At 59.7% G+C, this 12,643-nt stretch carries 10 protein-coding genes; 6 read left to right on the top strand and 4 right to left on the bottom strand.

Going from position 1 to position 12,643, the window contains the following annotated elements; translation table 11 throughout:
* Nucleotides 1-77: 77 nt before the first annotated feature.
* The 5 genes from ssp4 (at nt 78) to GNF76_RS08690 (ending at nt 8,512) form a co-directional block, all read left to right on the top strand.
* Complete coding sequence (gene ssp4, locus GNF76_RS08710; protein WP_155582779.1) at nt 78-998, top strand: Ssp4 family T6SS effector; 921 nt, start codon at nt 78-80, stop codon at nt 996-998.
* A complete protein-coding gene (locus GNF76_RS08705) occupies nt 995-1,447 on the top strand; it encodes a hypothetical protein (protein ID WP_155582778.1) in 453 nt (150 codons plus the stop codon). Before ssp4 ends, GNF76_RS08705 begins: the two co-directional genes overlap by 4 nt.
* 208 nt (nt 1,448-1,655) lie before the next feature.
* A complete protein-coding gene (locus GNF76_RS08700; protein WP_178123239.1) occupies nt 1,656-4,949 on the top strand; it encodes a transglutaminase family protein in 3,294 nt (1,097 codons plus the stop codon).
* A 186-nt stretch (nt 4,950-5,135) separates the two neighbouring features.
* A complete protein-coding gene (locus tag GNF76_RS08695; RefSeq protein WP_155582777.1) occupies nt 5,136-7,622 on the top strand; it encodes a circularly permuted type 2 ATP-grasp protein in 2,487 nt (828 codons plus the stop codon).
* Nucleotides 7,622-8,512, top strand: coding sequence for a transglutaminase family protein (locus GNF76_RS08690; RefSeq protein WP_155582776.1), 891 nt, complete (start codon nt 7,622-7,624; stop codon nt 8,510-8,512). The genes GNF76_RS08695 and GNF76_RS08690 overlap by 1 nt, the downstream gene beginning before the upstream one ends.
* 150 nt (nt 8,513-8,662) lie before the next feature.
* On the opposite strand, the gene GNF76_RS08685 is transcribed toward GNF76_RS08690, so the two are convergent.
* Both GNF76_RS08685 and GNF76_RS08680 read right to left on the bottom strand, forming a co-directional pair.
* Nucleotides 8,663-8,851 carry a hypothetical protein gene (locus GNF76_RS08685; RefSeq protein ID WP_155582775.1) on the bottom strand — a complete coding sequence of 63 codons (189 nt, stop codon included), beginning with the start codon at nt 8,849-8,851 and terminating at the stop codon, nt 8,663-8,665.
* A 68-nt stretch (nt 8,852-8,919) separates the two neighbouring features.
* Nucleotides 8,920-9,507 (bottom strand): cytokinin riboside 5'-monophosphate phosphoribohydrolase, encoded by a 588-nt coding sequence (locus tag GNF76_RS08680; RefSeq protein ID WP_155582774.1) that lies wholly within the window; start codon nt 9,505-9,507, stop codon nt 8,920-8,922.
* Nucleotides 9,508-9,849: 342 nt separating this feature from the next.
* Here GNF76_RS08680 and azu point away from each other — a divergent pair, with 342 nt between their 5' ends.
* Complete coding sequence (gene azu / locus GNF76_RS08675) at nt 9,850-10,314, top strand: azurin (protein ID WP_155582773.1); 465 nt, start codon at nt 9,850-9,852, stop codon at nt 10,312-10,314.
* A gap of 147 nt (nt 10,315-10,461) precedes the next feature.
* On the opposite strand, the gene nadE is transcribed toward azu, so the two are convergent.
* Nucleotides 10,462-11,289: an ammonia-dependent NAD(+) synthetase gene (nadE, locus tag GNF76_RS08670; protein ID WP_155582772.1), complete on the bottom strand. Its 828-nt coding sequence runs from the start codon at nt 11,287-11,289 to the stop codon at nt 10,462-10,464.
* Between the two features lie 3 nt (nt 11,290-11,292).
* On the bottom strand, nt 11,293-12,507 hold the full coding sequence (gene pncB / locus GNF76_RS08665) for a nicotinate phosphoribosyltransferase (RefSeq protein WP_155582771.1): 1,215 nt from the start codon (nt 12,505-12,507) through the stop codon (nt 11,293-11,295).
* Nucleotides 12,508-12,643 lie beyond the last annotated feature (136 nt).

Here is a 12,643-nt window from a genome sequence, read left to right as displayed (position 1 = left end):
ACAGTCAAATGTGGGAGCTGGCTTGCCTGCGATGAGGCCTGTCCGGATACCCGACCCTTTCAAGGAAGAACACCTCTATGAGCAACCCTCTGCTCAGCATCGGCATGGACTCCAACCGCTCCCAGTTCATGGCTCGCCAGCGCATCGAAAGTCAGCTCAACCTGCCGCGTTTATTTGCCGCCATTGATGCGGACCCCGGCATTGTGGGGGCCGGTGTGGTTTATATCGATGCTGACTTCAACATAGTGACCCTGCGTGAATTCAAGCCACTCTGTAGCATTACGCCCAAGCGCGTTATTTTACGGGAGGCGCAGAAGTACATTGCCCCTACGCAATTTGCTGAACACGTTGTCAGTAATCCTCGCGAGTCCCGCCTGATTGGCGAGGCGATGAATACCACTATTTCGTGTGTAGGTGCTGTCATCAGTTGGGCTGCTATTGCCAGCGGAACCATTTTGGTTCCCTTCAGCGCCGGCGCGAGCTCCGTCATCGTTGTGGTCGGATACGCGGCTGCCGGTGCAAGCGCACTCCAGTGTTTCAATGGCATTACTCGAACGGTACTCGAGGTCGCCAGGCCAGAAGGAAATGATTGGCTCGACAGCGAGGCGTGGTATCAGAACACCTCAACTGTTTTGGACGCAGTATCGTTAGCTGGAGTAGGCGCATCCGCCCTCACGACGATTAAACTCGTCAATGTCGCTAAGGCGGCCACAGGCAAGACCTTGCGCGAAGTGCTTCGTGGCTTGAATCGACAAGAAAGAGCGAAGCTCACAAAAGAACTGCTGACCATCAATGATCCCCGGCTGACATCGAAGATGCTCAAGCTCAAGCAATTGTCGGGCGAGTTGCCCAAGCGTTTTACCCCGACTCAACTTAAACACAGTACCAAGACCCAAATTAAAGACGCCTTAGGCGCAACGGCAGGCTTTGTTGGGAGTGCTTATACGGGCAACGTAAAAACCATCGCATTGGGGCTGTATGAGGAGGTGGGCGAATGAGCGAGTTGATGACACTTCGTGATTTTTTCAGGCATTACTTCCTTACTTTTATCGGTGGTGTATTTGCGGCCTATTTTTCTTTGGGTTTCACTACAGCGCTTTCCTTAGCGACCTATTTTCGTGATGCGCCTCTCGCTGGCGGATTGGGTTTTTCGATCATGCTCACCGGAGCGTTTCTGATCCTGCTGACGGTCCATAGCAATTTCATGATTTTGCGTGGGCGACCGTCGTGGATGTGGGTAATGGTGGGCATTTACTTCGCTTGCCTTGTGTTTGTGCTTCCAATGATTCAGTACAACCCACACGCTGTTCTTTATGGTCTCGCGCTGGTTTTTCCGCTGTTTGGCCTATTGATACTCAACAGTGCCGTTCAGCGAGAGATGCGTATTAAACTCGTGGAAATCCGCCGTCTTCGCCAGGCATTAAAAGCCTCGCATAAAAACCGATAGGTACCACGGCACGGCTTGTCATCTGGGTAGATTCACCACCCACCCCCGCACTCCCGCCACAAATATGTGCAACCCTCGCACCACGACGGCAGTCATCGCGCCGTTTTGGTGCTGTACTGCACCGGGTCCATTGATAAAGCGCAACAGCTCCCGCACTGGCATAAGTCTTGCGCGCTTTGTTTCATGCTCTGGCTCGCAGGAGGCCGCCGTGTCGATTCATGTCGCGTTGCACCATGTTACGCACTACCGCTACGACCGCTCGGTCGAGCTCGGCCCGCAGATTGTGCGCCTACGTCCGGCAGCCCATAGCCGTACGCGGATTTTGTCGTATGCGTTGAAGGTTTTGCCCGAGCAACACTTCATCAACTGGCAACAAGACCCTCAGGGCAATTACCTGGCGCGGTTGGTGTTTCCGGAAAAGACCGATGAGTTGCGCATTGAAGTTGATCTGGTCGCCGAGATGGCGGTGTTCAATCCCTTCGACTTTTTCCTTGAGCCCTATGCCGAGAAAATCCCGTTCAGCTACGCCGCCGATGAACAGCGTGAGTTGGCGCCGTACCTGGAAACCTTGCCGCTGACGCCGAAATTCGCCGCCTACCTGGCCGGTATCGACCGCACACCGTTGCCGGCCGTGGACTTCCTGGTAGGGCTCAACCAACGCTTGGCAGCCGACATTGGCTACCTGATCCGCATGGAGCCCGGTGTACAAACCCCGGAGTTCACCCTGGAAAACGCTTCCGGCTCCTGCCGCGACTCGGCTTGGCTGCTGGTGCAATTGCTGCGCAACCTGGGACTTGCTGCGCGGTTTGTGTCCGGCTACCTGATTCAGCTGACCGCCGACGTCAAAGCCCTCGATGGCCCGTCGGGCACTGAAGTGGACTTCACCGACCTGCACGCCTGGTGCGAAGTGTATTTGCCTGGCGCCGGCTGGATCGGCCTTGATGCCACCTCCGGCCTGTTCGCGGGCGAAGGGCATATCCCGCTGGCTTGTAGTCCCGATCCGTCTTCAGCGGCACCTATCAGTGGTCTGGTGGAACCTTGCGAGTGTGAATTTACCCACGAAATGTCGGTAGAGCGGATCTGGGAAGCCCCACGGGTGACCAAGCCCTACACCGAAGAGCAATGGCTGGCGATCCAGGCCCTGGGCCGCCAGATTGACGGCGACCTGATCAAGGACGATGTACGCCTGACCATGGGCGGCGAGCCGACCTTCGTCTCTATCGACGATCCTGACGGTGCCGAATGGAATACGGCTGCCCTGGGCCCGGACAAGCGTCGGCTGTCCGCCGAGCTTTTCCAGCGCATGCGCAAGCACTACGCGCCCAAGGGCCTGGTGCATTTCGGCCAGGGCAAGTGGTACCCCGGCGAGCAACTGCCGCGCTGGTCCCTCAACTGCTATTGGCGTCGGGATGGCGTGCCGATCTGGCATAACAGTGCATTGATTGCCGATGAGCAGCAGGACTACGGCGTTGATGGTGTGATGGCTGGGCGTTTTCTCGCCAGCGTCGCCGAGCGCCTGAAACTGCCGGCGCGCTTTGTCTTCCCGGCCTACGAGGACAACTTCTACTACTTGTGGCGCGAAGGCGCGCTACCACAAAACGTTACTGCCGAAGATCCACGGTTGGGCGACGATCTGGAGCGTGAGCGCCTGCGCAAGGTATTCAGCCAAGGGCTGGATAAAGTCATTGGCCAGGTGCTGCCATTGGCGCGCACGGCGGCCAATGACCGCTGGCAGAGCGGGCGCTGGTATTTGCGGGAGAACCATTGCCGGTTGGTGCCGGGGGATTCTCCATTGGGTTATCGCCTGCCATTGGCCTCGCAGCCTTGGGTGACGGCGGCGGAATATCCGTTCGTGCATCCCACTGACCCCAATCAGGATTTGCCCGAACTGCCCAGCGCCTCGCAGCTGCAAAGCCATGGCGAACCGGCTCTGAGCGCAGACCGTGAGCCGAAGATTGACGAGTCCGCCGACTGGCTGACGCGCACCGCCTTGTGCGCCGAAGCGCGGGAAGGGCGGTTGTATCTGTTCATGCCGCCGCTGGAGCGGGTCGAGGATTACCTGGAGTTGGTGGCGGCCATTGAAGCCACTGCCGAAGAACTGCATTGCCCTGTGCTGCTGGAAGGCTACGAACCGCCAAGCGATCCACGCCTGAGCAACTTCCGGGTAACCCCGGACCCGGGTGTGATCGAGGTTAACGTGCAGCCGTCCGCCACCTGGGACGAGTTGGTCGAGCGCACTGAGTTCCTCTATGAAGAAGCCCGGCAAACCCGCCTGACCACCGAGAAGTTCATGATCGACGGCCGCCACACCGGTACCGGTGGCGGTAACCACTTCGTCCTCGGCGGTGCCACGCCAAAGGACTCACCGTTCCTGCGTCGTCCCGACCTGCTGCGCAGCCTGATCAGCTACTGGCATAACCACCCGTCATTGTCCTACCTGTTTTCCGGATTGTTCATCGGCCCGACGTCTCAGGCGCCTCGGGTCGATGAAGCCCGTAACGATGCGCTGTATGAACTGGAAATCGCCTTCGCGCAGATGCCAGCGCCCGGTGAAGAGTGCCCGCCATGGTTGGTGGACCGCCTGTTGCGCAACCTGCTGATCGACGTTACCGGCAACACCCATCGCGCTGAATTCTGCATCGACAAGCTTTACTCACCGGACGGCGCTACCGGTCGCCTGGGGCTGCTGGAATTGCGCGCCTTTGAAATGCCACCCCACGCGCGGATGAGCCTGACTCAACAGCTGCTGCTGCGGGCGCTGGTCGCACGATTCTGGCGTGAACCCTATGCGCCGCCGAAGCTGGCGCGCTGGGGCACTGAGCTGCACGACCGTTTCCTGCTGCCACACTTTATCGAACAGGATTTCGCCGACGTCATCGTCGAGTTGAACGCCGCCGGTTATCCGCTGCGGGCCGAATGGTTTGCGGCGCACCTGGAGTTCCGTTTTCCCAAGGTCGGTGACTATGCCGTCAGCGGCATCGAGCTGGAACTGCGCCAAGCCCTGGAGCCCTGGCATGTATTGGGGGAAGAGGGCGCGGTGGGCGGCACGGTACGCTATGTCGATTCGTCCCTGGAGCGATTGCAGGTCAAGTTGAGTGGTTTGCCGCCGCAACGCTACCTGCTGACCTGTAACGGTATCCCGGTGCCGCTGCACCCCACCGGGCGAGTCGGTGAGTTTGTCGCCGGCGTGCGTTACCGCGCCTGGCAACCGGCCAACTGTCTACAGCCGACAATCCCGGTGCATGCGCCGTTGGTGTTCGATTTGTTGGATACCTGGATGCAACGCTCATTGGGCGGCTGCCAGTACCATGTCGCCCATCCGGGGGGGCGTAATTACGACAGCCTGCCGGTGAATGCCAACGAAGCGGAGAGCCGGCGCATGGCGCGGTTTTTCCGTCTGGGGCACAGTCCCGGGAAATTGCCGGTGCCGACGGTGGTGATCAATGATGAGTTGCCGATGACGTTGGATTTGCGGCGGTTCCCAACAAAAATAGAGGATTGAATGTACATAATCCCCAACGCAACAAATTTCTAATGTGGTAGCTGGCTTGTGTGGGAGCTGGCTTGCCTGCGATAGAATCACCTCGGTGTAACAGATACACCGAAGTGCCTGCATCGCGGGCAAGCCCGGCTCCCACATAAGCCCGGCGCCCCCATACTGACTTCCCTTGCCTCTGCCGAGCGTTCCATGTCCGACTTGCTCGACCGTTACCCGCTGACTGCGGGCACCTATCACGAACTGCTGGACGACAGCGGCGCGGTCCGTGCCCATTGGCAGCGCTTGCTCGACCACTTGCAACGCAGCACACCGGCGCAATTGGCCCAGCGCCAGGCCTTGCTGACCCGGCAGATCCAGGAAAATGGCGTGACCTACAACGTCTATGCCGACCCCAAGGGTGCCGATCGGCCATGGGAGCTGGACCTGTTGCCCCACGTGTTGGCGGCGGATGAGTGGAAGCACTTGTCGTCCGGCATCGCCCAGCGGGCGCGGCTGCTCAATGCGGTGTTGGCGGATCTCTACGGCCCGCAACGGTTGATCGCCGAAGGTTTGCTGCCGGCAGAGCTGGTGTTTGGCCATAACAATTTCCTGTGGCCCTGCCAGGGCATCCAGCCGCCGGACGGGGCTTATTTGCACCTGTACGCGGTGGACTTGGCGCGCACACCGGATGGTCGCTGGTGGGTCACCGCCGACCGCACCCAGGCACCGTCCGGGGCCGGTTATGCCCTGGAAAACCGCACCATCGTGTCCCGTGCTTTCCCGGATCTTTACCGCGACTTGCAGGTCCAGCACCTCACCGGCTTCTTCCGCACCTTGCAGGAAACCCTGGCCCGCCAGGCACCCGGCGACGACCAGCCACCGCTGATCGTGCTGCTGACCCCAGGCCGTTTCAACGAAAGCTATTTTGAACACCTGTACCTGGCCCGCCAGCTCGGCTACCCGTTGGTGGAAGGTGGCGACCTCACCGTGCGCGACGCCACTGTGTACCTGAAAACCCTCAGCGGCCTGCGCCGGGTGAACGCCATCATGCGCCGGCTGGACGATGACTTCTGCGACCCACTGGAGCTGCGCACCGACTCGGCCCTTGGCGTGCCCGGCCTGCTCGACGCCGTGCGTCAGGGTAACGTGCTGGTGGCCAATGCCTTGGGCAGCGGTGTGCTGGAGTCTCCCGGCTTGTTGGGTTTTCTGCCGAAGATCAATCAATACCTGTTTGGCGAAGAACTGATTCTGCCATCCATCGCCACCTGGTGGTGCGGCGAAGCGCCGGTGCTGGCCGAAGCCCTGGAAAAACTGCCGGAGCTGTTGATCAAACCCGCATTCCCGTCGCAGAGTTTCGCCCCGGTCTTCGGCCGCGACTTGAACCACGAACAACGCCAGGCCCTGGCCGAGCGTATGCAGGCACGGCCTTACGCTTACGTCGCCCAGGAGCTGGCGCAATTGTCCCAGGCGCCGGTCTGGCACACCGTTGATGACCATTTACAGCACCGAGCCATTGGCATGCGGGTTTACGCAGTGGCCAGCGATGAGGGTTATCGGGTATTGCCCGGTGGCCTGACCCGCGTGGCCGCCGAAGCCGATGCCGAAGTGGTGTCGATGCAGCGCGGCGGCGCGAGCAAGGACACCTGGGTGCTGGGGGAGCGGGCGCCCGGCGGAGAACAATGGCGTGCACAACGTTCGATTGGCGCCCATGACCTGGTGCGGCGTGATCCGTATCTGCCGTCGCGGGTGGTGGAAAACCTGTTCTGGTTCGGCCGCTATTGCGAGCGTTGCGACGACAGCGCGCGCTGGCTGCGTGTCGTCCTGGCCCGTTATGTCGACGGAGACGACCCGCTGGCGCTGCAGGCGGCAGTAGAGCTTGGCGAAAGCCTGCGCCTGTTGCCGGAGGAGGGCACGTTGCCTGAGCGGCTGCAAGCGGCGTTGCTCGGTGATGACTGGCCGTCGAGCCTGCGGGCCAATCTGCAGCGCTTGCAGTGGGCGGCGTCCCAGGTGCGCGGCAAGTTGTCCCGGGAGAACTGGCAGGCGTTGGTGGAGTTGCAGCGCGAAGCCATGGAGCTGGAAAGTGAAGCGCCGGACTTTGGCGAGTTACTGGATTTCCTCAACCGTCTGGTGATGTCGCTGGCGGCGTTGTCCGGTTTTGCTCTCGATGACATGACCCGTGACGAAGGCTGGCGCTTTTTGATGATGGGCCGGCGTATCGAGCGTCTGCAATTTCTCAGCAGCAGCCTGGCGGCGTTTTTGCGCGGCGTAGCGGTGTTCGATCAGGCGGGGCTGGAGTGGTTGCTGGAATTGGGCAACAGCAGTATCACCTACCGCTCGCGCTACCTGGCGGTGCCGCAACTGATCCCGGTGCTGGACCTGTTGCTGCTGGATGAACAGAACCCTCATGCGGTGTTGTTCCAACTGAAGCTGGTGAGCCGCACCCTGCGTCGCCTGAATGATGACTTCGGCGTGCCTCGGGAGACCGGGTTGGCGCCGTTGGTGGAGCGCCTGGCACGGTTTGACCTGGGTTGCCTGGAGAACCCGTTGTTCGGCGAAACCAGTGTGCGTGCAGCCCTCGATGGCCTGGCGGACCTGCTGCAAGCGGTCGCCGATGAAAGCGGGCAAGTCTCCGATCGCCTGGCCTTGCGCCATTTTGCCCATGTGGATGATGTCAGCCAGCAAACGGTGTCTGTGTGATGAGTGCCCGCTACCAGATTTTCCACGATACCCATTACCACTACGACAGCCCGGTGTCCCTGGCTCAGCAGCTTGCTCATTTATGGCCACGGCCGTGTGCCTGGCAGCGCTGCACCTCGCAGCAGCTGGATATCAGCCCCGAGCCGACGTCGCGCCGGGATGAGCTGGATGTGTTCGGCAACCCGATCACCCGCTTGGCGTTTGAACGGCCGCACGATGAGTTGCTGGTCAACGCCGGGCTGACGGTTGAGGTCATGGCACGACCGCTGCTGGATTTCAGCCAGTCACTGCCCTGGGATCAGGCTCGCGAGGGCTTGACCTATAGCAGTCAGCCCATGTCCGCTGAAGTGATCGAGGCATGTCGGTACCGCTTCGAATCGCCCTACGTGCATTTGAAGAAAAGTTTCGTCGAGTTTTCCGAAAGCTGCTTTCCGCTGGGCCGCCCGCTATTGCTGGGGACTCAGGCGCTGATGGAGAAGATTTTCAGCGAATTCACCTTCGATGCCGAAGCCACTCAAGTGGCTACGCCGCTGGTGGAAGTGCTGGAACGCCGGCGCGGCGTGTGCCAGGACTTTGCCCACCTGATGCTCGCCTGCTTGCGTTCCCGAGGCCTGGCAGCGCGTTATATCAGCGGCTACCTGCTGACTCAGCCACCGCCCGGCCAGCCACGGCTGATCGGTGCGGATGCGTCCCATGCGTGGGTTTCGGTGTTTTGTCCGGTGTTGGGGTGGGTGGATTTTGACCCGACCAACAATGTGCAGCCGGCACTGGAGCACATCACCCTGGCCTGGGGCCGGGATTTTTCCGATGTCTCGCCGTTGCGGGGGGTAATTCTGGGGGGAGGGAGCCATGACCCGGAGGTGCGGGTGACGGTGATGCCGCTGGAATAACGGTGTGAGCACGACTCCCGTGGGAGCAGGCTTGTGTGGGAGCGGGCTTGCCTGCGATGGCATCACCTCGGTATCACTGAGACACCGAGTCGCCTGCATCGCGGGCAAGCCCGGCTCCCACATTAAGCCGGTTCCAACAGGTGTTATGCCTCAGGCGTCAGGCGCCTGATCTTTCGGTGCTTCGGTCTCGTCAGTCGCAACTTCACCTTCTGCATCCGGGTTCAGTGCACCGGCTTCTTCATCGGCTGCCGCTTTCTTGCGTTGCAGCTTTTCCTCTTTCTTCTGTTCCTTGGCCAAGTCTCTCTGACGTTTGGCGAAGGAGTAATTAGGTTTTGCCATGGGCGATCCTCTGGGGTCGAAGGTGAGGTTGAGCGGCGCGTATTCTGCCTTTAATCGCGTCCCAAGGGTTAATCGGGTTTCTTGTCCACCCATTTGGGCAGCGCCAGCGGTTGCCAGGCATCGAGCGCGTCGAGCAACTGCACGGGCGATTCGTTGACTTGCAGCATGGCACGATGCGGCGCACGGACGAAGCCTTCACCGACGATATGATCAAGAAACGCGGTAAGTTTGCTGTAGAAACCGTTCACTTCCAGCAGTCCCAACGGTTTGCCGTGGTAACCGAGCTGGCCCCAGGTCCAGACTTCGAACAACTCTTCCAGGGTGCCCAGGCCGCCGGGGAGTGCGATAAACGCGTCGCTCAGCTCCGCCATCCGCGCCTTGCGGGCGTGCATGCCGTCCACCACTTCCAGACGGGTCAGGCCCTTGTGGCCGATCTCAAGGTTTTGCAGGCTTTCGGGAATGATTCCGACCACCTCGCCGCCTGCCGCCAGGGCTGCGTCGGCCACGATACCCATCAGGCCGACCGCGCCACCGCCATACACCAGGGTCAGCTTGCGCGCAGCCAAAGCCTGCCCGAGGGCAATAGCCGCTTCGCGATAGGCCGGGTTAGTGCCACTGCTGGCACCGCAAAACACACATACAGATTTCAAGGACATACCTGACTCCATGCTCAGTAATGGCTAAAGAGTAAAGGTTGGCCGGCGTCTCTTAAAGAATTAAACCTCGCGTTGAGGCTTTTCGTAGGTACCGCTGGCGCCACAGGCGTAAGCAGACAGCAGGCTGCGCAACAGGCTATTTAAATTCATGGCTCGGACTCCGTAAGGGATGACGAGCCGATCATAGGCGGGCAATCAACGCTAGGCTGTTTGATTGTCTCGATCAGTCTGATAGCCTAAAGTTGTATACAATTTATTGATGCAGATCATGAGAAGTTCGGCCTGCATCAGGCAACCTTCCCGTTATTCGGATTTTGTTTAACCCTGCCTTGGAGATTCACCATGTTTGCCAAACTTGTTGCGGTATCCCTGCTGACATTGGCCAGCAGCCAATTGATGGCTGCCGAAAAATGCTCGATCGACGTCGACTCCACCGACCAGATGTCGTTCCAGGTCGACAAGAAGCCAGTAACGGAAATCGCCATCGACAAGAGCTGCAAGACCTTCACAGTGAACCTGGGGCACTCGGGCAGCCTGCCAAAGAATGTCATGGGCCATAACTGGGTGCTGAGCACCAAAGCCGATATGGCCGGTATCGCTGGCGACGGTATGGTCGCCGGTATCGACAAGAACTACCTGAAAGACGGCGACACTCGCATCATTGCCCACACCAAAATCATTGGTTCAGGTGAAAAAGACTCGGTGACCTTTGATGTGTCGAAGCTGGCTGCGGGTACTGAATACGAGTTCTTCTGCTCGTTCCCAGGCCACAACTCGATGATGAAAGGCGCTGTTGTCCTGAAATAATCAGGATTGCGGTCATAAAAAAAGCGCCTTTTCAGGCGCTTTTTTGTGGTCGGTCAGTAACTCCCAGTCATCGTTCATCGCAGGCAAGCCAGCTCCCACAAGGGAATGCATTCCAAATGTGGGAGCTGGCTTGCCTGCGATAGCGATCTACGGGGAAAACGGCATCACCCGTTTGTGATGCGTCTTGCGATAGGTCTCGCAAATAATCCGGAACGCTTCATCGCGCACCGGCTCACCGTGCAGGAACGCATCGATCTCGGTGTAGGTCACGCCGTGGGACGCTTCATCCGGCTTGCCTGGAGAGAGGTCTTCCAGGTCGGCAGTCGGGATTTTTTCTACCAGCGATTCCGGCGCACCAAAGTGCCGTGCAATGTCCCGCACCTGATTTTTCACCAAGCCGCTCAACGGTGCCAGGTCGCAGGCGCCATCACCGAACTTGGTGAAAAAGCCCATGACCGCTTCCGCTGCATGGTCGGTACCGATCACCAGCCCACTGGCAGCGCCGGCAATGGTGTACTGCGCCACCATGCGCATCCGCGCCTTGGTGTTGCCCAGCACGAAGTCTCGAGAGACGGCGTGTTTGCCTTCGAACGCCGCCACTTCACTGGCCAGGGATTTGACCGCCGGGCCGATGTTCACCGTGTGGCGCTCGTCAGGGGCGATAAAGTCCACCGAGGCCTGGGCATCGTGTTCGTCAAACTGGGTTTCGTAGGGCAGGCGCACCGCGATAAAACGGTAGGCCTGGTCACCTTTGCGTGCGCGCAACTCTTGCATCGCCCGCTGGGCCAACAGGCCGGCGGTCAGGGAGTCGACGCCGCCGCTGATGCCCAGCACCAACGTCTTGAGCCCCGAGTTGAGCAGGCATTCCTGGATAAAGGTAATCCGCCGGGCAACCTCCGCCTCCAGGGCGGCCTGGTCTTTGAAGGGCGGTTGGACCTTGAGCTGTTCAGCAATCTCGCGCTGTACGGCTTGCATGATTCACTCCTTGCTGGGTAGGGCAGGTACTTTGAAAACGTGGCGCAAATAGGCGACGAAGTTCGGGTCCGTGCAGTGGGTCTTGCCCGCTTCATCGGAAATCTTCGCGACGGGCTGGCCATTGCAGGCGGTCATTTTAAGCACGATGCTCATCGGTTCCACACCTGGAATATCGCAGGTCAGGTTGGTGCCGATGCCGAAGCTGACATTGATCCGACCGCGCAGCGCCCGGAAAATCTCCAGGGCCTTGGGCAGTGTCAGGCTGTCGGAGAACACCAGGGTCTTGCTCATCGGCTCGATCCCCAGTTTGTGGTAATGGGCAATGGCTTTTTCCGCCCACAGTACCGGGTCACCAGAGTCGTGGCGCAGGCCGTCAAACAGCTTGGCGAAGTACAGGTCGAAATCGCCGAGGAAGGCATCGGTGGTGATGCAATCGGTCAGGGCGATGCCCAGCAGGCCACGGTATTCGCGCACCCAGCAGTCGAGGGCGGCCGCCTGGCTGTCGATCAGCCGTGGGCCCAGTTGCTGGTGGGCCATGATCCATTCGTGGGCCATGGTGCCCAAGGGCTTCATGTTCAACTCGCGGGCCAGGTGCACGTTACTGGTGCCGACAAAACGCCCGGGGAAATCGTGCTTGAGTACGTTGACCACTTCTTCCTGGACTCGATAGGAAAAGCGCCGGCGAGTGCCGAAGTCAGCCACCTGCAACTCTGCCAGTTCATCGCTGCTGGCGTTGGCGGTCAGCCAGTCAAACTTGCGGTATAGCTGCTCGCGGGCCTGTTCGAGGATCACCGTCTGGTAGCGGTAGCGGTTGCGCACCTCGCTGACGATCGCGAGCATTGGTACTTCAAACAGAATCACATGCAGCCACGGCCCGCGCAGGCGAATAAACAACTCGCCGTTTTCGATGCCGGTCTGTACGTAGCGCAGGTTGAAGCGAAACAGGCCGAGGAAGCGCAGAAAATCCGGCTTCATAAAGCTGATGCGTTCCAGGAAACCCAGTTGATCAGGGCTCAGGCTCAGTTCGGCCAGGCGCTCGATCTGGTAGCGAATTTCCGCCAGGTACGGGCGCAGGTCTTCACTGTTGCGGCAACGAAACTCCCATTCAACTTCCACATTGGGATAGTTGTGCAGCACCGCCTGCATCATGGTCAGCTTGTAGAAGTCGGTGTCGAGCAAGTTCTGCACGATGCGATCGGCAAACACACTCTCGCTCATAACGGGAATCTCCAGACGGGTCGGCGATGGGCGCCGACCTTTACGCACTATTAAGGAATGGTGCTAGTGGCGCATAGACGTGGGTTGGTTTGCCAGTGATTTTTTTGGGTATGGCCACCGGCGTCATCGCAGGCAA

Origin of the sequence: Pseudomonas spelaei, assembly GCF_009724245.1 — a bacterium.
In the GTDB taxonomy this organism is placed as follows: domain Bacteria; phylum Pseudomonadota; class Gammaproteobacteria; order Pseudomonadales; family Pseudomonadaceae; genus Aquipseudomonas; species Aquipseudomonas spelaei.
This window is presented reverse-complemented; position numbering and strand designations above follow the sequence as displayed.

Coding starts and splice junctions, on each gene's coding strand:
- azu (WP_155582773.1), top strand. CDS start 9,850: ATGTTTGCCAAACTTGTTGCGGTATCCCTGCTGACATTGGCCAGCAGC.
- pncB (WP_155582771.1), bottom strand. CDS start 12,507: ATGAGCGAGAGTGTGTTTGCCGATCGCATCGTGCAGAACTTGCTCGAC.
- GNF76_RS08680 (WP_155582774.1), bottom strand. CDS start 9,507: ATGTCCTTGAAATCTGTATGTGTGTTTTGCGGTGCCAGCAGTGGCACT.
- ssp4 (WP_155582779.1), top strand. CDS start 78: ATGAGCAACCCTCTGCTCAGCATCGGCATGGACTCCAACCGCTCCCAG.
- GNF76_RS08695 (WP_155582777.1), top strand. CDS start 5,136: ATGTCCGACTTGCTCGACCGTTACCCGCTGACTGCGGGCACCTATCAC.
- GNF76_RS08705 (WP_155582778.1), top strand. CDS start 995: ATGAGCGAGTTGATGACACTTCGTGATTTTTTCAGGCATTACTTCCTT.
- GNF76_RS08685 (WP_155582775.1), bottom strand. CDS start 8,851: ATGGCAAAACCTAATTACTCCTTCGCCAAACGTCAGAGAGACTTGGCC.
- nadE (WP_155582772.1), bottom strand. CDS start 11,289: ATGCAAGCCGTACAGCGCGAGATTGCTGAACAGCTCAAGGTCCAACCG.
- GNF76_RS08690 (WP_155582776.1), top strand. CDS start 7,622: ATGAGTGCCCGCTACCAGATTTTCCACGATACCCATTACCACTACGAC.